The 20,456-nt window shown below is 42.8% G+C and carries 18 protein-coding genes; 16 read left to right on the top strand and 2 right to left on the bottom strand.

The features are described from left to right. Positions 1-40 precede the first annotated feature (40 nt). The 6 genes from MHH61_RS05235 to MHH61_RS05210 all read left to right on the top strand — a co-directional run bounded on the left by MHH61_RS05235 (position 41) and on the right by MHH61_RS05210 (position 7,829). A complete protein-coding gene (locus MHH61_RS05235; protein WP_125586097.1) occupies positions 41-1,498 on the top strand; it encodes a tagaturonate reductase in 1,458 nt (485 codons plus the stop codon). Further along, positions 1,495-2,988, top strand: a complete 1,494-nt coding sequence (locus tag MHH61_RS05230) for a UxaA family hydrolase (protein WP_125586099.1) — start codon at positions 1,495-1,497, stop codon at positions 2,986-2,988. Before MHH61_RS05235 ends, MHH61_RS05230 begins: the two co-directional genes overlap by 4 nt. A 20-nt stretch (positions 2,989-3,008) precedes the next feature. Continuing rightward, on the top strand, positions 3,009-4,424 hold the full coding sequence (locus MHH61_RS05225) for a glycoside hydrolase family 28 protein (RefSeq protein ID WP_125586101.1): 1,416 nt from the start codon (positions 3,009-3,011) through the stop codon (positions 4,422-4,424). Positions 4,425-4,571: 147 nt separating this feature from the next. Next, positions 4,572-5,522, top strand: a complete 951-nt coding sequence (locus MHH61_RS05220) for an ABC transporter substrate-binding protein (protein ID WP_024426031.1) — start codon at positions 4,572-4,574, stop codon at positions 5,520-5,522. Beyond that, positions 5,488-6,546: an iron ABC transporter permease gene (locus tag MHH61_RS05215; protein ID WP_024423440.1), complete on the top strand. Its 1,059-nt coding sequence runs from the start codon at positions 5,488-5,490 to the stop codon at positions 6,544-6,546. The genes MHH61_RS05220 and MHH61_RS05215 overlap by 35 nt, the downstream gene beginning before the upstream one ends. After that, the gene (locus tag MHH61_RS05210; protein WP_125586103.1) at positions 6,543-7,829 is read left to right on the top strand and encodes a heme ABC transporter ATP-binding protein; all 1,287 of its coding nucleotides are present in this window, start codon (positions 6,543-6,545) and stop codon (positions 7,827-7,829) included. The genes MHH61_RS05215 and MHH61_RS05210 overlap by 4 nt, the downstream gene beginning before the upstream one ends. A 166-nt stretch (positions 7,830-7,995) precedes the next feature. Here MHH61_RS05210 and MHH61_RS05205 read toward each other — a convergent pair whose 3' ends face one another. Beyond that, the gene (locus tag MHH61_RS05205) at positions 7,996-8,310 is read right to left on the bottom strand and encodes a putative quinol monooxygenase (RefSeq protein ID WP_103131605.1); all 315 of its coding nucleotides are present in this window, start codon (positions 8,308-8,310) and stop codon (positions 7,996-7,998) included. A gap of 295 nt (positions 8,311-8,605) precedes the next feature. Between MHH61_RS05205 and dapA the strand changes: the two genes are divergently transcribed. The 7 genes from dapA to pdxA all read left to right on the top strand — a co-directional run bounded on the left by dapA (position 8,606) and on the right by pdxA (position 17,614). Continuing rightward, a complete protein-coding gene (gene dapA / locus MHH61_RS05200; protein WP_034623861.1) occupies positions 8,606-9,505 on the top strand; it encodes a 4-hydroxy-tetrahydrodipicolinate synthase in 900 nt (299 codons plus the stop codon). A gap of 7 nt (positions 9,506-9,512) precedes the next feature. Continuing rightward, positions 9,513-10,685, top strand: coding sequence for an iron-containing alcohol dehydrogenase (locus MHH61_RS05195; RefSeq protein ID WP_034623860.1), 1,173 nt, complete (start codon positions 9,513-9,515; stop codon positions 10,683-10,685). A 63-nt stretch (positions 10,686-10,748) separates the two neighbouring features. After that, the gene (locus tag MHH61_RS05190; RefSeq protein WP_024426026.1) at positions 10,749-12,155 is read left to right on the top strand and encodes a sodium:solute symporter family protein; all 1,407 of its coding nucleotides are present in this window, start codon (positions 10,749-10,751) and stop codon (positions 12,153-12,155) included. Beyond that, positions 12,152-13,327, top strand: a complete 1,176-nt coding sequence (locus MHH61_RS05185; RefSeq protein WP_125586105.1) for an exo-alpha-sialidase — start codon at positions 12,152-12,154, stop codon at positions 13,325-13,327. Before MHH61_RS05190 ends, MHH61_RS05185 begins: the two co-directional genes overlap by 4 nt. 147 nt (positions 13,328-13,474) lie before the next feature. Continuing rightward, positions 13,475-15,256, top strand: coding sequence for a sigma-54-dependent Fis family transcriptional regulator (locus tag MHH61_RS05180; protein WP_169510656.1), 1,782 nt, complete (start codon positions 13,475-13,477; stop codon positions 15,254-15,256). A gap of 25 nt (positions 15,257-15,281) precedes the next feature. Further along, positions 15,282-16,625 carry a four-carbon acid sugar kinase family protein gene (locus tag MHH61_RS05175; RefSeq protein ID WP_125586110.1) on the top strand — a complete coding sequence of 448 codons (1,344 nt, stop codon included), beginning with the start codon at positions 15,282-15,284 and terminating at the stop codon, positions 16,623-16,625. Continuing rightward, positions 16,601-17,614 carry a 4-hydroxythreonine-4-phosphate dehydrogenase PdxA gene (gene pdxA, locus MHH61_RS05170; protein WP_111926701.1) on the top strand — a complete coding sequence of 338 codons (1,014 nt, stop codon included), beginning with the start codon at positions 16,601-16,603 and terminating at the stop codon, positions 17,612-17,614. Before MHH61_RS05175 ends, pdxA begins: the two co-directional genes overlap by 25 nt. A 28-nt stretch (positions 17,615-17,642) precedes the next feature. On the opposite strand, the gene MHH61_RS05165 is transcribed toward pdxA, so the two are convergent. Further along, on the bottom strand, positions 17,643-18,389 hold the full coding sequence (locus MHH61_RS05165; RefSeq protein ID WP_024423430.1) for an SDR family NAD(P)-dependent oxidoreductase: 747 nt from the start codon (positions 18,387-18,389) through the stop codon (positions 17,643-17,645). Positions 18,390-18,578: 189 nt separating this feature from the next. Between MHH61_RS05165 and MHH61_RS05160 the strand changes: the two genes are divergently transcribed. The 3 genes from MHH61_RS05160 (at position 18,579) to liaH (ending at position 20,387) form a co-directional block, all read left to right on the top strand. Beyond that, positions 18,579-19,148 (top strand): cob(I)yrinic acid a,c-diamide adenosyltransferase, encoded by a 570-nt coding sequence (locus tag MHH61_RS05160; protein ID WP_024426020.1) that lies wholly within the window; start codon positions 18,579-18,581, stop codon positions 19,146-19,148. A 162-nt stretch (positions 19,149-19,310) separates the two neighbouring features. Then, positions 19,311-19,703, top strand: coding sequence for a membrane protein (locus MHH61_RS05155; protein ID WP_024426019.1), 393 nt, complete (start codon positions 19,311-19,313; stop codon positions 19,701-19,703). A 15-nt stretch (positions 19,704-19,718) separates the two neighbouring features. After that, positions 19,719-20,387 carry a stress responsive protein LiaH gene (liaH, locus tag MHH61_RS05150; RefSeq protein WP_024423427.1) on the top strand — a complete coding sequence of 223 codons (669 nt, stop codon included), beginning with the start codon at positions 19,719-19,721 and terminating at the stop codon, positions 20,385-20,387. Positions 20,388-20,456: the final 69 nt, after the last annotated feature.

The following is a 20,456-nucleotide window of genomic DNA, read 5'->3' as shown; positions in this document are numbered from 1 at the left end:
AATGTTCACGTGTGCATATTTCTTGGAGAGGGGAATCCATTTGAAACGATTATCAAAAGCCATATACCCGGCGGCTGAGTATCCGGAAACGATTTTGCAGATTGGCGAAGGAAATTTTATGCGAGGATTTATCAATTGGCACATCCAGAAGCTGAACGACTGCACAGATTTTAAAGGAAAAGCGGTTGTTGTCCCTCCACGAAAAGGATCGGTAGCAGCCTTAAATGAACAAGATGGCTTGTACACATTATGTATTCAGGGATATCATGACCAGCAAGAAATGAATGAACGTATGATCATCCAATCAATTAGCAGAGGAATTAGTACGTATACGGATTACGAGGAGTTTTTACACGTAGCGGAAAACCCGAATCTTCGCTTTGTCTTCTCAAACACGACAGAGGCAGGACTTGTGTTTAGAAAAGAAGATCGTTTGGAGGATCGGCCGCAAGCCAGTTTTCCAGGAAAGCTGACATCGTTCTTGTATCACCGGTTTAAAGCATTTGCTGGAGATGAGCAGAAAGGACTGATCATTCTGCCTTGTGAATTGGTTGAACAAAATGGTGATCGATTGAAGAAATATGTGATCGGTATGGCAGCTGAGTGGGAACTGCCGCCTGCGTTTATTACATGGATTATGGAAGCCAACACGTTTTGTAATACACTTGTGGACCGGATTGTCCCTGGATTCTCTAAGGAAGCGGCTGAAATTGTACAAAGGGAGGAAGGGTATATCGACGAATTGCTTGTCACGGCAGAATATTATCATCTTTTTGTCATTGAAGCGCCTGCCTGTGTGCAAAAGGAGCTCCCCTTTCAAGAAGCAGGATTAAATGTACTTTTTGTAGAGGATATTGCGCCTTATCGTATGAGCAAGGTACGAATTTTAAATGGTGCACATACAGCGATGGTGCCGATTGCCTATTCATGCGGTTTAGAAACTGTAAAAGAAGCTGTGGATGATGAGCATGTTGGTCCGTTCGTCCGGCGTATGCTGGAGGAGGAAGTACTTCCAGGGCTTGAACTCCCTGAAGATGAGCTTCTTCTTTATACACAATCCGTTTGGGATCGTTTTTGCAATCCATTTGTAAAGCATCAATTGCTGGATATTGCACTGAATGGGGTATCCAAATTCCGAACCCGTAATCTTCCGTCATTGCTTGATTATGTTGAGCGAAAGAAACAGCTGCCAATGAAACTTGTGTTTTCACTTAGCAGTCTCATTTATTTCTACAGAGCACATGCAGGAAGGGTAAAGGATGATGAAACTGTGCTAACGCTCATGAAGGAAGCGTGGGAAGAGGAAAACCATTCTAATGAAGGAGTTGCAGCGAAAATTCTTTCATGCGAGTCATTATGGGGCAGAAATTTAACAGATATAAATGGATTGAGTCAAGCTGTAGCTGATCAGCTTACCCTCATACAGACGCATGGGATGAGAGCAGCTGTTCATCGAATGAGGCTTCATCAATATGAAAGTCAGGGGGAGAAAGCATGAAAGACTTTATTGTCATCCACCCTTCAGATAATGTCGGTATTGCTTTAAAAGGACTTGAGCAAGGGGAGGAGCTGCAGCATCAAGGACATACGATTATCTTAAAAGAGACCGTCGCCAAAGGTCATAAGTTTGCATTGGCTGAAATCAAGCAGAGAGAGAATATTATCAAATATGGCTATCCCATTGGTCATGCAGTGACTGCCATTTCTGCTGGAGAATGGGTGCATACGCATAATATCAAAACCAATCTATCTGGCAAGCTAGAATACGAATACCAGCCTTCATTATCAGAAAACCCCTATGAAAAAACGAATCTAACATTTAAAGGATATAAACGAAAAAATGGCGGAAGCGGGATCCGCAATGAGCTTTGGATTGTTCCTACCGTTGGATGCGTAAATGGCATCGCCGATCAAATGATCCAAATATTCACCGCTGAAATGGGTGGAAACATCCATCCTTTTGAAACAGCCCTTGTATTAAAGCACAATTATGGCTGCTCACAGCTTGGGGACGATCATGAAAATACCAAAACCATTTTACAAAATGCGGTGAAGCACCCTAACGCTGGAGGAGTACTCGTTCTTGGACTTGGCTGTGAAAACAATGACATTGAGGATTTTCAGTCCACATTAGGTGAATATGACCGTACGAGAGTGAAATTTTTAAGAAGCCAAGAGGTAGGAGATGAGATAGAAACGGGAGTCGCTTTACTCAAGGAAATTTATGATGCGGCGAAAGAAGATCATCGTGAAGACATTCCGTTATCTGAGCTGAAAATTGGCTTGAAGTGCGGAGGATCAGATGGATTCTCTGGTATTACCGCAAATCCGCTTTTAGGCAGACTGTCCGATTTTATTGTTGCTCAAGGCGGCACGACAGTGTTAACAGAAGTGCCTGAAATGTTTGGAGCAGAAACGATTTTAATGGAGAGAGCGGAATCAGAAGCGACTTTCGACAATATTGTGCAAATGATCAATGACTTTAAACAATACTTCATGGATCATCGACAGCCGGTATATGAAAATCCTTCCCCGGGAAATAAAGCAGGTGGAATTTCGACATTAGAGGATAAATCTCTTGGCTGTACACAAAAAGCAGGTACTTCTGAAATTAAAGATGTATTGAAATATGGAGAGCTGCTGAAACAAAAGGGATTGAACCTATTAAGTGCACCTGGTAATGATTTGGTTGCTTCATCTGCACTTGCTGCTTCCGGTTGTCAAATGGTCTTGTTTACAACAGGCCGGGGGACACCATTTGGTACGTTTGTGCCAACAATGAAGATCTCAACCAACACAGCCTTATATGAAACAAAAAAGCACTGGATTGACTTTAATGCTGGAGAACTGCTTGAAGATGTACCGGAAGATGTTGTATTAGAAAAATTTATTTCAACTGTCATTGATGTGGCGAGCGGGAAGCTGTTAAATCATGAAAAAAACAATTTTAGAGAGCTGGCTATTTTCAAAACAGGTGTCACACTTTAAGTCGACTGGGGGATGAGGAAGTGTCTAAAAAACGGGATTTGATGTATATCACAGCAGGAACGGTACTAACTGGAGTTGGAATTGCTCGGTTAGCAAAGCAAGGGAAGAAAGATAAAAAAGTAAACGGAATTGATCAAGTGCTAAAGCAGATAAAAGCACCGCAGTTCCCAGATCGTGAATTGAATGTGGTGCATTATGGAGCAGATGCGGAAGGGCAAGAGCTTTCAACAAATGCTATTCAGTCTGCCATTGATGATGCGCACCGGTTGAAAGGGGGGCGGGTGCTGATCCCAGCAGGGACATTTATGACAGGTGCTTTAGAATTGAAAAGCAATGTAGAACTTCATCTGCATGAGAAAGCCTATGTGACATTCAGCCAAGACCCAAAGGATTACTTGCCTCTTGTACTGACAAGATATGAAGGGGTTGAACTTTATAATTATTCACCTCTCATTTATGCACACCATGCAGAAAATATCGCTATTACGGGAGCAGGAACGCTTGATGGCAGAGGGGATGAGCATCATTGGTGGCCTTGGAAGTATGGGACAAATGGCCAGCCCTCTCAGGATCGGGATCGCCAGCTTTTGTTTGAAATGGCGGAAAAGAGAATACCGGTAGAAGAAAGGGTATTTGGAGAAGGTCATTATTTAAGGTCAAGCTTTATTCAGCCATACCAATGTCAGCATGTGCTAATCGAAGGAGTGACAGTGAAGGATTCACCGATGTGGCAAATTCATCCTGTGTTAAGTGATAACGTCATCGTCCGCGGCGTTAAAATCATTGGGCATGGACCAAACACAGATGGTGTCAATCCGGAGTCTTGCCGGAATGTACTCATTGAAGATTGTTATTTTGATAACGGAGATGATTGTATTGCCATCAAATCGGGCAGAAACGAGGATGGACGGAGAATAGGGATTCCATCTGAAAACATTGTCATTCGTAGAAATGAGATGCGGGATGGACACGGCGGTGTGACGATCGGGAGCGAGATTTCTGGTGGGGTAAAGTATGTTTATGCAGAAGATAATGTCATGGACAGTCCGAACCTTGACCGGGCACTGCGTATTAAAACCAACTCTGTCAGAGGCGGTACCATTGAACATATTTATTTTAAAAACAATACAGTGAAAAGTCTAAAGCATGAAGTGGTCTGTATCGACATGATGTATGAGGAAGGAGATGCTGGTCCGCACCGTCCTGTTGTACGTCATATTGAAGTAGAAGGACTCAAAAGCAGCGGCGGACGATATGGTGTGAAAATAGCCGCATACGCACATTCTCCTGTGACACATTTTAAAATGAAAGATTGTGTCATAGATGAAGTGGCGTATCCCTTATCTTTAGAGCATGCCGTTTCTCCTGCTTTTCAGAAAGTCGTCATCAATGGAGAACAAATCAATTCATTGAAGAGTGAAAAACAGTCTTTTTAGAGGCTGTTTTTTTGTTTTATGAACAGAAAAGACGCTTTTAGAAATCACATATACAACCTATCTGCACTGTAGTATAATATTCCCGAAATTAGAAAAGAATTGACGAAAGAGATTTCGTTAAGCAGTACATAAACAGGGGGTTCACTCATGAAAAAGTTAACAGCTATTTGGCTATCGTTATTGCTTGTGATGGGTGTTTTAGCAGGATGTGCAGGCGCTGAGACAGATCACAAAGCAAAAGGGTCACAAAATAAAGAAACGGCCACTGCGGCTTTTCCAGTATCAATAAAAGATGCAGCTGGCAAAACAGTTGAAATCAAAGAACAGCCTAAACGAATTGTTTCGTTAATTCCAAGTAATACGGAAGTTGCTTATGCACTCGGTCTTGGAGATAAAATGGTTGGACGATCAGACTTTGACAATTATCCAAAGGAAGTCGAAAAGGTAGAGAAGATTGGCGGACTTGAATTCAATGTCGAGAAGGTCATTTCCTTAAAGCCAGATCTTGTCTTAGCACATGCATCTCAGATGGGATCAAAAGATGGATTTAAACAGCTTGAAGATGCAGGGATCCAAGTGCTGACTGTAAATGATGCAACGTCCTTTAAGGATGTGTACAAATCAATCAATATGATCGGTGAAGCAGCTGGCGTGAAAGAAGCATCAACAAAGCTTGTAGACGAAATGAAAACAAAGCTGAATGACATCAAGAAACAAGCAGAGGGGATTTCGAAAGATAAGCAAAAAACAGTCTTTGTCGAAGTGTCAGGTGCACCTGAAATCTATACAACTGGTAAAAATACATTTATGGATGAAATGCTTTCTGTTATCCATGCCAAAAATGCTGCTGGCGATCAAACTGGCTGGGTGCAAATGACAGAAGAATCGATCATCAAGCGAAATCCTGATGTTATCGTGACAATTGATGGTTCCAGCTTAGCTGACTTGAAAAAAAGAGACGGCTGGAATGCAATGAAAGCAGTGAAAGAAAAACAAGTCTTTCAATTGAATACGGATCTCGCATCAAGACCGGGACCGCGATTGGTTGAAGGAGTCGAGGCTCTTGCGAAAAACGTCTATCCTGATACGTTCAAATAAATTGACCATCGCATATACACTAAGTGTTTTACTTCTTGTGATGAGCATTGGAATGGGAATCTCCTTTGGAAGCTTAGGGATTCCCATTCCTTCTATTCTTCGTATATTTGTTCATGAACTATTCGGCGTGCAGTTTGGAACCATTGATTCTATCGATCGCAATATTATGATGAACATTCGGCTGCCAAGAGTCATATTAGCGGCATTAGTCGGAGCAGCACTTGCGTTATCTGGTGCAGCTTTTCAAGGTTTATTAAAAAATCCTCTTGCTGACCCTTATACGCTGGGGGTATCTCAAGGGGCATCAGTTGGAGCCGTAGCGACCCTGTTTTTCAGCTTGCAGCTCCCGCTTTTTGGTAGTTTCACACTGCCATTATTCAGTATGACAACAGCGCTTGTGACCCTCTGTCTCGTTCTCTTTTTTGCGCGTCTTGTTCATCGGGGGATGAGCATTTCTTCTTTAATTTTGACAGGAGTAATTTTCAGCTCTTTTTTGGGTGCGCTCATTTCATTGATGATTGCTTTAACAGGTGATGATCTAAAAGAGATCATTCATTGGCTGCTTGGCAGTGTGTCCATGAGGGGCTGGCGTTATATTGTGCTTTTTCTTCCTTTTTTTCTTATTGGGACCTTTGCGTTAATGTTGATGGGGCGGGATTTAAATGTGATGACGTATGGCGAGGAGAAGGCAAAGTTATTAGGTGTACATGTGAAAAGGAGCAAATATATTGTGCTGCTGGCGGGCTCGATCCTGACTGGAAGTGCAGTTGCGGTATCAGGGACGATCGGTTTTGTAGGACTTGTGATTCCGCATTTTATCCGCCTCTTAACTATCACGGATCATCGGCATCTGCTGCCTTTGTCTATGCTGAACGGTGCTTCCTTTCTTGTATTAGCAGATGTGTTATCCCGTACCATCATCGAGCCGACTGAATTACCGATTGGCATCATTACTGCGTTAATTGGTGCACCTGTATTTGGCATCATCCTCATTCGTAAATATAGAGGGGGGACGCACATATGATTCAAGTGAAAGAAATCAGAGGTGGATATGGAGAGAAAGAGGTCATTCGTGGCATTAATCTTGAAGTAAAGCAAGGAGAATTTCTCGGTATACTCGGTCCAAACGGGAGCGGGAAGACGACCCTTCTTAAAATGATGGCAGGGATTTTAGCACCTATGAGCGGTGAAGTACGTCTCGGCGGTCACCTTATTCAATCCTATCAGCCAAAGGCGCTTGCGCAAAAGATGGCAGTTCTGCCGCAGAAAACGGACCAAGCTTTTTCATTTACGGTGGAGGAAACCGTCCAATTTGGTCGTTATCCATATCAAAAAGGGTGGCTGCAATCTGTCACGCAAGAAGATGTGCAGGTCGTCAGCAAAGTCATGGAACAAACGGGTGTTGCACAGTTTAAGAATCAATCCATCCATGAGTTAAGCGGAGGAGAACAGCAGCGAGTGTATTTAGCACAGGCATTGGCGCAGCAGCCTGAATATTTATTGCTGGATGAACCAACGAGTTTCCTTGATTTAGCCTATCAAAAAGATTTGCTTGATTTAATTAAAGAAGAAACTGCTTCCTCTAGGTTAACGGTCATTGGCGTATTCCATGATGTGAACATCGCCAGTTTATATTGTGATCGGCTGCTGCTGCTTTATGAAGGAAAGACTGACATGTTAGGAATGCCGCATCACGTCTTGACCACTGAACGAATCAACCGTGTGTATGAAACAAATGTGACACCGCTCCAGCATCCATTTAGGGCAAACCCTCAGCTGATGGTTGAGCCTGCAACCCCTTCTAAAGCATCAATTGTAAACATAGCGGATGGTTGGAGGACATATGGTTCAGAAGGAATGACGTTTTCCATTAATCAGCCTCTTCGCATCCTTTCCTCACATAAGAAAAACGGCGGGTTCTTTTGGAAAAGGTCTATTGGAACGGGGACGAAGACGCTTCATGAGCAGCTAGAGTCAGCTGAAGAAATGCTGTTTTTCGAGCAAGCTAACAAATTAGCACAATTTGCCGCCGAAGACGCCGAAGACGATATGATCCTTTACGGCATGCTTCAGCAGGAAGCGTTGACCATTTGGCTTATCCTAAAACGATCTTTAGCAGATGGCGCAGTTGTTCAGCTCATGGGGCAGCTTATGCACATCATGAAGCAAGAAACAAGTTATCCGATCCATCATCTGTGCATCGCTGCACCCAATACGCAAGAAACGGAAGATGCTGACCATTTACACGAAAGATTAGGACAAAAGGTACAAAGGCTTCTTCAAACGTTGAATGTCATTCAAAAGTGAATGTACAATTATATTTAGGTTAGTTGAGTAAAACAGTTGAAATAAAAGGACTACACATATCTAAAATGTGTAGTCCTGACAATAGTTCTTAATCTTTGCTTTAAATAAGAAAAAAAGCTGTCACAATGACAGCCAGTTCTAATTTTATGTCTAAGACGGTCGAATTCTAATTAGATGAAATGCCCTTTCCGCCTCGTGTTATTAAAGTATTGATTCTTTCCATACCAGTAATAATTGGTTTCGCACGACTTATTAATGTTTGGGTAGCTTCGAGACCTAGAGACGCTTGATGGGCATCTTCATTTGCCCACACTTCATAAACATAAACAGAACTTGGTTCATTCTCGGAAATATTCACAAGATATATTTCACATTCATCCAAATTCTTCATTGATTCTGCTGCTTCTAACAGAATATCAACCATTTTTTCTTTTTCGCCTTCTTTTACCAAAAACTTGTTAAATAAACTAAATTTACTCATACCATCCTCCTTCATTTTGTCTTAATCATATTTTAGGCATTAAAAACTATATCTTCAATCGCTATTTTATAATGAAATAAAAAGGATGGTACGTTGAATGTCATTCAAAAGTGAACCAAAATGGTTCGCTTTTTTTGTTGAAAACATCAACAGCTATATAAGAAAAGGACGGATTATAGTGAAAAATCAAAAAAAGTGTTGCTAATTTAATCGAAATCCTTTTATAATAAATAACATGAAAGCGCTTAATTTATAATATGTTTAAAAATGCAACATGTAAGAAAGGGAGGATCATTTGAACATTCAAGGAATTATACCCGCTATTTTGACACCGCTTACTGAGAAAGAACATTTTCATCCCGAAGTGGCAACGCAATTAGTGAATCGTTTGATCGACTCAGGTGTACACGGCATCTTTGCTTTAGGCACAAATGGAGAGTTTCATCTGTTTTCAGAGGAAGAAAAGCTTCAAATTGCTGAAACTGTCGTGAATGCTGTTGGCAGACGAGTACCGGTATTCATTGGAGCAGGTGAAAATAGTACGGAGGCAACCATCAGGCTGTCAAATAAACTGGCAGATCTAGGGGTAGATGTTCTGTCTATCATTACACCTTATTTTGTTGCACCAACCCAAGAAGAGCTGTATGAGCACTTTCGCCACATATCTGAGAATGTGAATATTCCGATTCTGCTTTATAACATTCCATCTAGAACAGGAGTGTCGCTAGCACCAGAGACGGTTGCGCGGCTCAGTGCACTGCCGAATGTGCTAGGTATTAAAGACAGCAGTGGAAACATTGAAAATATCAAGGCATATTTGGATGTCACAAAAGATGAAGATTTTGTTGTCCTTGCAGGTACGGACTCACTCATTTTAGATACCTTGAAACTCGGCGGAGCAGGGGCGGTCGCAGCAACTGCAAATGTACTGCCTGAAACTGTCGTTGGACTCTATGAATCTTTTCAAAAAGGGAAGCTTGACGAAAGTGAGCACTTCCAGAAGCAGCTGCAGCCATTAAGAGCAACATTCGGTTTAGGGACATTACCAGCACCTTTGAAAAAGGCAGCAGAGCTTTATGGAATTCCGGTTGGCCCGCCCAGAAGCCCTGTAAAAGAGCTGTCAGGTGAGGCATTGGAAGCTGTGGCACAAATGGTTGAAGACTATCGCAAACAAGGAAAAGCGGCAAAGGAGTAGTGAAGAGATGACGATCACGCATTATCACTTTCAGACGGCATCACACATTGTATCTGGCGCAGGTTCTTTAGACCTTCTTGGGGAGAAATTAGATAGTTTAGGGCTTAGCGGACTCACATCCATTTTTATATTAACGCAGCCATCTATCGTATCACTTGGTTATGCAGATCACATCAAAAGAGAACTTGCGAAAAAGGGGATAGCAAGTGAGATAAGTACAGAAATCAAACCTGAACCAACAGAAGAAAATATCGAGGGCGTATTCCACACCTTTTTAAAAGGAGAGCATGACGCCATTATTGGCATTGGTGGCGGGAGTGTCCTTGATGCTGCAAAAATTCTAGCTGTTCTTAAGACAAACAATCAGCCGATTTCTGCTCTCGTTGGCACAAACCTTGTGGAAAAAAGGGGAGTGCCGACGATTCTAATTCCGACAACTTCTGGTACGGGATCTGAGGTGACACCAAATGCAATTGTGACTTTTCCAGAAAAGGAACTGAAAATTGGAATGGTTAGTCCGCATCTTTTGCCAGACCTTGTCATCTTAGATCCTGCACTTACTCTCAACTTGCCGAAATCTATTACCGCAGCTACAGGTATGGATGCTTTTACGCATGCGCTTGAATCTTATATTTCAAATAAAGCCAATCCATTCAGTGACATGTTTGCCTTGGAATCGATGCGACTGATTTCAGGAAGTATTCAGGAAGCGTATCATCACGGGGATCATATGAAGGCAAGAGAAAATATGCTTGTTGGTGCTATGTATGGGGGAATGGCGCTTACAAGTGCCGGAACTGCGGCTGTTCACGCCATGGCTTATCCATTAGGGGGGAAATACAAGATTTCTCATGGTGTTGCTAATTCCATGCTGCTTCCGCACGTCACTGCTTTTAATGCAGATCATATCATTGATCGGCTTGAACATGTGGCAAGAGCAATAGGACTAGCGGGAGCTCACACAAAGCAGGAGCTTGCAGATCGTGTGATTCATCAAATTGAAGAATGGACAGCGGATTTACACATACCACAGCAGCTCAAAGCTTTTGGCGTGTCGAAGGAGGATGTACCGGCACTTGCTCAAGCAGCTTCAGAGGTGAAGAGATTAATGGACAACAATCCAAAGCCAATGTCTGTTTCCGAAATTGAACAGGTATACATGAAACTGCTTGACGCTTAATGCTTCATTGGATGGGACATGAGAAGTTGCTTCACACGGCTTGCACACAAAGGGGGATTTTAAATGAATGTCTTAAGCAGTTCTGTCATCACATTTATTTTGATCGTCATTATTCTCTATATACTATTTACGACTTGGCTGACGATGCGTTTCCGCAGTAAATCCAATTCAGAATTTAACAATGCTGCTAAGTCACTTCCAGCCATTGTAGTCGGTATCTTGCTCATGAGTGAATTCATTGGAACGAAATCCACTGTTGGAACTGCAGAATCTGCCTTTACGCATGGGCTTTCTGCTTCATGGTCTATTGTGACCGTCGCTATCGCCTTTTTTATTTTTTCCTTTTTCTTAGTAGGCAAGTTTTATCGAACAGGACAGTACACCATTTCAGGTATTATCGATCAGAAGTTTGGAAAATCAACGAAGCTAGTTGTTTCTGTTATTATGATTGCTGCATTACTGCTTGTGAATCTAGGAAACTATTTAAGTGGGTCAGCTGCTATTGCATCCATTTTAGGGCTTCCTTTAATGACCTGTGCGATCATTACGGCCGTTGTGAGTACATTTTATTTTACATTCGGAGGAATGAAAGGGGTAGCATGGGTCACGATCCTTCATTCGATCGTGAAGTATGCTGGGATTTTAATTACACTAGGGGTAGCCCTTTACTTAACAAAAGGCTTTGAACCGATGAAACAAACGATGCCTGATCATTTCTTTACATGGGACGGGACAATTGGATGGGGGACAATTGGAGCTTGGTTTATAGGAAACATGGGGGCCATCTTTGCTACGCAGTTTATTATTCAAGCAATCACCTCGTCGAAAAGTGAGCGTGAGGCAAAGAAATCGACACTTTATGCAGCTCTGCTTTGTTTGCCGCTCGCCGTTGCGATTGGTGTGATCGGTGTTGCTGCACATTATTTGTATCCAGACATTGATCCTATTTATGCCTTCCCTGTCTTTTTACAGCATATGAATCCAATTTTGAGTGCCATTGTGGCAACATCGCTTGTGGCATCCATCTTTGTCGGTGTGTCGACGGTCGCGCTTGCGACGACGACCTTAATTATGGATGATTTTTATGTACCGAAAATGAATCCAACACCAGAGCAGAGAATGAAAATCACGAGGTATGTGGCTGTACTCGTTGGAATTGTGCCTCTTGTCGGAGTGGCACTTGCGCCGGAGCTGCTGTCCCTTTCCTTTTTTACAAGGGCGCTTCGAACATCGATCGCCGTTGTAGCAGCAATGGGCTTTTACTTGCCATACTTTAATTCAAATAGAGGGGCGACCATTGGCCTTGCTGCTTCAGGTGTTACCACGACAGTTTGGTATTTACTCGATAATCCGTTCGGAATCGATAATATGTATATTGCCATTATCATTCCTTTCCTTGTGCTGGTAATCGATCGACTTATCAGTCCGCCTGCTAAAAAGGATCAATCATTGAAAGGAGAATTGTCATGACAAATGAAGAGACTGTGATGAAAATAGATGGAATTTTGCGACAAAATGAACAAGATACAGAGAGAAAAGAAGCCTTTCTGCCAACAGACTGTGTGCAAAATCATGCGGCCAATTTACTTGAGCTGGATAATGGAGATGTATTATGTGTTTGGTTTGGCGGAACGCAGGAGGGAATACCTGATATCTCAATCTATATGTCGAGACTCAAACGGGGAAGTAACAAGTGGACAGAGGCAGTGAAGTTATCTAACGATCCTGCACGCTCTGAACAAAATCCAGTTCTGTTTCAAGAGGGAAATGGCAGACTATGGCTGCTGTATACCGCGCAGCTATCTGGGAATCAAGATACCGCCATCGTGAGATACCGGCTATCAGAGGATAGAGGTGAGACATGGGGTGAGATTGATACTTTGTTTGAACAGCCGGGTACGTTTATACGGCAGCCGATTGTTGTACTGGATAATCAAGATTGGCTGCTGCCCGTCTTCTATTGTAGGACCATTCCAGGCGTCAAATGGACAGGGAACCGGGATGTCAGTGCTGTGAAGATTTCATCCGACCAAGGAAAGACATGGGATGAGGTCATTGTACCAAACAGCACGGGCTGTGTTCATATGAATATTGGAAAGTGTGCAGACGGATCCCTCATAGCCCTCTTTAGAAGCCGGTTTGCTGATTCGATTTATATCAGCCGTTCCGTCGATCATGGACGGACATGGTCTGAGCCAAAGGCGACGGAGCTGCCCAATAATAATTCATCCATTCAATTTACAGTGCTCCAAAATGGGCATCTTGCCCTTGTCTATAATCATATCAATGCGGATGAGCAAACAGAAAGAAGAGCTTCTTTATACGATGAAATTGAGGATGAAGGCGATACGCGCACGGCGGTTGATACAGAAGCACGTCCAGCGTTTTGGGGAACACCGCGTGCACCAATGACTTTGGCGCTCTCTGAGGATAATGGTCATACATGGCCTATCAGACGTAACCTTGAAGTGGGTGATGGATATGCGATGACAAACAATTCAAAGGATAAACTAAATCGAGAGTATTCTTATCCATCCATCACGGAAGGAAAAGACGGGAAGCTGCATATTGCGTTTACGTATTATCGGCAGGCGATCAAATATGTGTGTGTGACAGAAGAATGGGTCAATCGCACTTCTTAACTGCAAGAGGGCCCTGCTTCTGGTGAATTGTAACCCTCATTTGCTTCATTTATAATTGATGTTTGGAGGGTTGTCCCCATTTTCTATCGGCTGGACTCCCTCAAGGTATGTCTCATGATGAAGAGATAAAAAATGGGGGTCCTTTTCATGAATATCAAAGTGTTAGGTGTTGCGCCGTATAAAGGGTTGGGAGATGTGTTAATCGACCTTGCCAAAGAAGAAAAAAATATCACATTCCAGCTTGTAGTCGGAGATCTTCGGTCTGGGGTTGCTCTCGCAGAACAAGCAGAAGCTCAAGGGATGGATATCATTATGAGCCGGGGCGGAACAGCTGCGCTCATTCAAAAACATGTGAACATCCCAGTAGTGGATATCCCTGTGTCAGGGTACGACTTGCTTCGTGCCTTAACGCTGATAAAAGATTATCAAGGTAAAAAAGCGGTCGTGGGTTTTGAAAATATCACTCAAGGTGTCCGCACCATTGGGGAATTATACGGAATTAAAATTGATATTTACACAGTGCAGCAAGAGGAAGAGGTATGGGATCTCTTAAAACAATTACAAGATCAAGGGACACAGGTTGTGCTTGGAGATGTTATTACAGATAAAGCGGCTAAAGAGCTGGGAATGCAGAGTATGCTCATTACATCAGGTCGTGAATCGGTGAAAGAAGCATTTCATCAAGCAAAACAAATGTATCGTTTATATAAAGAGGCGACAGCTGAACAGCGTCTTTTTCGTGAAATGATTGATCAAGAGCCAAAAGGCATGCTGATCGTCGATCCACACAACAAACTTCATTTTATGAATCAACAAATGAAACAATGGACAGAAAAAGGATTATTTGCACCGTCTACTTCTCATGCCGATGTGATTACATGGTGTCCAGCACTTGAACCGGCACTAAAGGCGATTCGAGAAGGGAAACAAAATGGTTATTCTCAAATATCTCATCAGCAGCAAGTGTGGCATGTCAAAGGAAGCATGCTATCGAAAGGCGAGTTGCTTGTGACGATTGAAAGGCCTTCGGCTGTGATGAATCAAGAAGGTCATCGTATTTGGACGCTTGCGTCGCCTATTCATTCAGAACATCCATTTGCTCTTTTTACAGAACAGAGCCCGAAAATGAAAGATGTGATCAAAAGGGCAAAAGCGTTTAGCCAAACGGAGCGCTCGATTTGCCTGTATGGTGAACAAGGAACTGGTAAATCAAGCCTTGCATTTGCCATCCATCAAATGAGCGAGAGGAAAGATGAGAGCTTTACAACGGTACATTGCAGACGTTTGACAGAACCGGAAGATTTAAAATCAATCCCTCTGCATCAAAAAGGGACGATGTTTCTAAAGGATATTGAGAGCGTTCCAATGGATATACAGCAGCTCATTGCCGAGCAGATGCATCATCATCAGAATATTCGCTGGATGGCTGCTTCTCAAGTGGATTTGTTCAAATTGATGCAATCTGGAGCGTTTAGTGAGGAATTATATACGAGCTTACAGGAGCTCACGATTCATGTCCCTCCGTTATCTGAACGGCCAGAAGATATTGAGGACATGAGCAGGTTATTTATTGCGGAACTAAATTCTCTTTACGGGACGCAGGTGGTTGGGCTGTCAGCAGATGTGATTGAAGCCTTTCAACACCAGAAATTCAGAGAAAATGTCAGGCAGTTCAAGCGGATCATTGAGGAGCTTGTGCTGACGACAAAAAGTGGATATATCACGTTGAATAAGGCAAAGGCAGCAATTGATCAGCTTGCTTTTGAAAATGAAGAAAAACAGCTGTCCAGCTATTTGAATGGAACGCTTGATGAAATTGAAAGACGGATTATCAAAACGGTGCTGGAAGAAGAAAATATGAATCAATCAAAGGCGGCAAAACGGTTGAATATCAACCGTACGACGCTATGGAGAAAGCTAAAGGAATAATATGTAATGAGGCCGAGGTGTCTAAATGACAAACGATCTATTAAAAAAAGGAGCGAAATTAGAGCAAAAGGTAATCATTGTGGCGGATGATTTGACAGGTGCCAACGATACAGGTGTTCAATTTGTCAAAGCGGGCTTCACAGCCTCTGTCCTGTTTCAGCCGTCATTTGAAGGCATTGACAGGTATAAAGAGGATGTGCTGATAGTGGATACCGATTCACGAAGTATGTCTTCAGAGAACGCCTACCATGAGGTCAGCCAAATGGTGCAGCCATTTCTCCAAGATGAATCGCACCTTTTCTTTAAAAAAATAGATTCAACATTGAGAGGCAATATAGGAATTGAACTGCAAGCACTAATGGATATTGGCCCATTTGATGCGGCGGTTATCGCACCTGCCTACCCAGATGCACAAAGAGCAACCAATAATGGCATACATTATGTGGAAGGAGTGCCTGTTCATCTGTCAGAGGCAGCAAAGGATCCGAAAACACCAGTTTTGACATCCAGCATATCAGATTTAATTGAGGAGCAGACGAACGTCAGACCAAAAAACCTTTCTCAACAAACAATCGGTGAAGAGCTCAAAGGAACGAGTGCTGAGGTATCATCGTTATTGAAGCATGGTCACCAATGGTTTGTGTGTGATGCAGAAACAAGTGATGATTTAGGGCGGATTGTGGAAGTGTTTATGAAGATGGATGAAAGAATACTATGGGTCGGTTCAGCGGGACTAGCTGGTGCATTATCGGCATATGTCGCTAAACATAGAAATACTTCTCGCCTTAAAAAACAGAGACCTGTCCTCATCGTATCTGGAAGTGCCTCTCAAAAAACAAATGAGCAGTTTGCTTATTTAAGAGAAACTCACGATTGTTTTGAGATAAAAGTGAACCCGCTGAATGTATTAAACGGCCGTGAAGCATGGGAACGAAAATCAGTTCTCGATCAACTGCGTAAGCGTCAGAACGAAGATATTCTCCTTTACACAGATGCACGGCCAGAGATGGTTGAAAAGATGCTGGTTTACGGAGAAAAGAAAGGGCTGTCAAGACAAGAGGTTGGAGGTGCTTTGTCCGTCTTTCTTGGAATGATCACAAAAGACATTGTCACATTATCAGGAATGAGACGACTTTTCCTAACTGGCGGAGATACAGCGCGGGCGATTTGCCAAGAGCTTGGAGCAGGAGGTATTCGGCTGCTGAAAGAAATTGAACCTGGCATCCCGCTCGGTCAGCTTGTTGATACGAATTTATATGCGGTTACGAAAGCAGGAGCTTACGGTCAAAAAAATTCAGTACTCCACGCGGTAGAAGTGCTGAAAAAGATAGAGGGGGAAGTCGAATGTCAAAACCAATCATTGCTGTAACGATGGGAGATGCGGCTGGTGTTGGTCCTGAAATTATTTTAAAAGCTTTTCAGCAAACACGTTTACATGAAGAAGCCGTTCTATTTGTGATCGGAGATACCAGTATATTAAATAGGGCAAAAGACTTTGTGAGTACAGATGTGGAGATTGTAAGTATCAAAGAACCAGAGGAAGCGGAGCAGGTGAAAGCCGGAGCAGTTCCGTGCTTAGACCTTAAGCTCTTAACGAACGAGATTCCAATTGGGGACATATCAAAAGAAGCAGGAAATGCTGCTTTCCGATATCTTGAAAAAGCCATTAGTCTTGCAAATGACCGTAGAATTGACGGCATTTGCACAGCGCCGTTAAACAAAGAAGCACTTCATAAGGCAGGTCATATGTATCCAGGACATACAGAAATTTTAGCTGACCTGACAGGTACAGAAGATTATGCGATGATGCTGGCTGCCCCTAACTTAAAGGTAGTTCATGTCACCACACATATTGGATTAATGGATGCCATTTTAAAGATTAATCCTGAGCGTGTATACACGACGATTAAGCTGGCACATGATACACTCGTCCGTTCTGGGATCTCTGCTCCTAAAATCGCTGTATGCGGGATTAACCCGCATGCTGGGGAGAATGGATTGTTTGGGAACGGAGAAGAAGAGGAGAAGATCATCCCAGCGGTTGAACTAGCGCAGGAAGAAGGGATTCAAGTATTTGGGCCGCTGCCTGCTGATACCTTGTTCTTTAGGGCAGTAAGAGGTGACTTTGATATCGTTGTGGCGATGTATCATGATCAAGGGCACGGACCGATTAAGGTGCTTGGCTTAGAGTCGGGTGTAAACATTACAGTTGGGCTGCCGATTATCCGTACAAGTGTCGATCATGGGACGGCATTTGATATCGCAGGAACAGGAAAAGCTGATTCTGCGAGCATGGAAGAAGCTATTAGACAGGCCATCATGCTTTCTGGTACGAGAGAAAATCAATATGAAAAGTAAAAGAGCCTTTAAGAGAGGCTCTTTTTTTCTAGTTCATATACGTTCCGCCATTCATATTGATGGTTTCTCCTGTGATAAAATCCGACTGGTCAGAAGCTAAAAATGTCACAACATTTGCAACTTGTTCTGGTGTTCCAATCGTTTTCAAAGGAATTCTATCTAAAACCGAACGCCGATATTCATCGCTCCACTGTTTGCTCATGTCTGTTTCAATTGGACCAGGGCAGACAGCATTCACATGAATGTGGTGTTCTGCTAATTCTTTGGCAAGATGCATGGTTAAATAATTGATGCCTGCCTTTGATGCACCGTATGCAGGTGATGCATTGTGATGAGGGGTTTTGCCAGTTGTAGAACTCATATTAATAATCTTTCCGCCTTGTTGTTTGATCATGTCAGGAATGACCGCTTGGCACATGAGGAACGTGCCGGTCAAATTAATATCAATCAATCGTTTCCACTCATCAAGGGATGTCTCGACTGTGGATTTTCGTAAATTGATCCCAGCATTGTTGACCAGCAGATCAATCTGTCCAAAATGTGTTTTCGCTTGCTCCACGAGTGAAGAGGCTGTCTCTGGTAAACTAGCATCACCAGCAACATAAACGGCTCGTTTCTCTTTTTTATTCAGTGAGGAGCAAACCTCCTGCAGCAGCATGTCGTTCGTTCCATTGAGAACGACGCGCACTCCTTCGCAGGCAAGTGCTTCCGCAATGGCGCGGCCAATTCCTCTGCTTGCACCTGTAATGATTGCTACTTTATTTTGTAAACTCACGTACATCCCACCCCATCTCTCATAATTAAAAAGCGCTTTCATTCATTATAAAACGGGATGTTTCATCATTCAACATATATAAGAGGGTTGGAGTGATTTTCACCAAAAGTGTTTCATAATAAAACAAATACATCTTTTTAACTTCAGGTTATACTAGAAGGACAAAGCAGTAGAAAAGAGGGAAAACCGTTGAAACTTTATACGAAAACCGGGGATCAGGGCCAAACAGGCTTGATCGGAGGAAGAGCCGATAAAGATGATGTGAGAGTAGAGGCGTATGGTACGTTAGATGAGGCGAATAGCTTTATTGGACTCGCGCATGCAAAATTACGGCAGCATGGCGAATTGTTTCCGGACCTTTTGTCAGAGCTGATTGTTATACAGCATGAGCTGTTTGACTGCGGGGGTGATTTGGCAGCAGTCAAACCACGTAAAGAAGGCAAATTAACAGAAGCCTCTGTGACAGTCCTTGAGGAAAGAATGGATGTCTATGTAGAAGAAGCTGAGCCGCTTACTAAGTTTATTTTACCGGGTGGTCAGGAAGGCGCTGCTCTCTTACATGTAGCGCGGACAGTCGTCAGAAGAGCCGAGAGGCATATTGTGACGCTTGCAAAACAGGAGGAGATTCCAGCCGTTGCGCTCTCATACGTAAACCGTCTATCCGATTATTTATTTGCAGCCGCTCGAATCGTGAATTATCGGCTTGGTGAAGCTGATGTTGAATATGAACGAAGTGCCGATGTGTTTCGTTCAAAATAAGGAAAGCACTCTTCATAGAAGAGTGCTTTTTTATTAGGTTCTGCCGCTTAGTCTGAGCATTGTTACGACTCTAGTCGCAAACAAAGATCAATCTGTGACACGTTTTGCCGGCTTTCTTTTTTGACTATAGTTAAAGCAAGGAGCAAGAAAGGAGGCATGAAGATGAAAATAACAAGTAAAACCATTATCGGTTCAATTTTATTGTTTGTCGGTTTATCCATCTTCTTTGGTGGTTCATTTGGTGGTCTGATCCCGGTTTTGATTGGTGCAGGGCTCATCTATGTAGGTGTTAAAAAATACGAAAAAGGCAGTAAAACCTTAGGTGTCATTCTAGCAGTCATTGGTGTACTGATCGTCGTGCAATTTCTGCCGTTTATACTCGGCATCGCATTTGCAGGGGTACTTCTTTATTTTGGCTGGTCGATGATCAATGGTGAATCTACCGAAAAATCATCAAGCAGAGCCTATATGGAGCCAAACACGGCACCTAATACGGAAGAACCGATTCATACGTCTTTTGATCAAGAATGGGAAGACTTTTTAAAGAAAAAATAAAGGGAGGAATATCAAATGGTATTAAGAAGAGTAAGAGATATGTTTGTTGCAACTGTCAATGAAGGTTTAGATAAATTGGAGAATCCGCGTGTCATGCTGAATCAATACGTTCGTGATATGGAGGATGATGTTGCGAAAGCGAAACATGCCATCATCAAACAGCAAACGATTCAGCAAGGTTTCCTGCGAAAAGCAGAAGAGACGGAAGCATTTGCTGAAAAGCGAAAGAAACAGGCCGAGCTGGCATATCATGCTGGAGAAGAGGAGCTTGCACGAAAAGCGCTCACAGAAATGAAGTATTTTGAAGAAAAGCACAACGAATATCAGGAAGCCTACCAGCAATCTGTGAAACAATTGAAAGAGCTGAAAGAGCAATTGCAGCACTTAGAAACGAAGCTGCGTGATATAAAAGACAAGAAGCAGGCACTGATTGCAAGAGCCAATGCCGCACAGGCAAAGCAGCATATGAATGATTCCATCAATAAAGTAGACAGTGAAAGTGCATATAAAGAGTTTCTTCGAATGGAGAACCGTATTGAAGAAATGGAAACAAAAGCAGGCAGCTATGCACAATTTGCAGATCAAGGGGCATATGCTCATTTAGACTACGCCGATGAGGTTGAAAAAGAATGGCAGAAGCTGAAACTTGAGAAAAAGCCTGAACAGCAGCAAGCAAACGTATAGAGGTCAAATCGGAAGAAAAGCAGGCTTTTTCTTCCGATATTTGATTTCTTTCTGTTTCGCTTTTCCTTA

The organism is Bacillus sp. FSL K6-3154 (assembly GCF_040869395.1).
In the GTDB taxonomy this organism is placed as follows: Bacteria; Bacillota; Bacilli; order Bacillales; family Bacillaceae; genus Bacillus; species Bacillus safensis.
The sequence above is the reverse complement of the archived record's forward strand: the minus strand, read 5'-3'. Positions and strand labels throughout refer to the sequence as shown.

Coding starts and splice junctions, on each gene's coding strand:
- MHH61_RS05230 (WP_125586099.1), top strand. CDS start 1,495: ATGAAAGACTTTATTGTCATCCACCCTTCAGATAATGTCGGTATTGCT.
- MHH61_RS05220 (WP_024426031.1), top strand. CDS start 4,572: ATGAAAAAGTTAACAGCTATTTGGCTATCGTTATTGCTTGTGATGGGT.
- MHH61_RS05210 (WP_125586103.1), top strand. CDS start 6,543: ATGATTCAAGTGAAAGAAATCAGAGGTGGATATGGAGAGAAAGAGGTC.
- MHH61_RS05205 (WP_103131605.1), bottom strand. CDS start 8,310: ATGAGTAAATTTAGTTTATTTAACAAGTTTTTGGTAAAAGAAGGCGAA.
- MHH61_RS05195 (WP_034623860.1), top strand. CDS start 9,513: ATGACGATCACGCATTATCACTTTCAGACGGCATCACACATTGTATCT.
- MHH61_RS05190 (WP_024426026.1), top strand. CDS start 10,749: ATGAATGTCTTAAGCAGTTCTGTCATCACATTTATTTTGATCGTCATT.
- MHH61_RS05185 (WP_125586105.1), top strand. CDS start 12,152: ATGACAAATGAAGAGACTGTGATGAAAATAGATGGAATTTTGCGACAA.
- MHH61_RS05180 (WP_169510656.1), top strand. CDS start 13,475: ATGAATATCAAAGTGTTAGGTGTTGCGCCGTATAAAGGGTTGGGAGAT.
- MHH61_RS05175 (WP_125586110.1), top strand. CDS start 15,282: ATGACAAACGATCTATTAAAAAAAGGAGCGAAATTAGAGCAAAAGGTA.
- pdxA (WP_111926701.1), top strand. CDS start 16,601: ATGTCAAAACCAATCATTGCTGTAACGATGGGAGATGCGGCTGGTGTT.
- MHH61_RS05155 (WP_024426019.1), top strand. CDS start 19,311: ATGAAAATAACAAGTAAAACCATTATCGGTTCAATTTTATTGTTTGTC.
- liaH (WP_024423427.1), top strand. CDS start 19,719: ATGGTATTAAGAAGAGTAAGAGATATGTTTGTTGCAACTGTCAATGAA.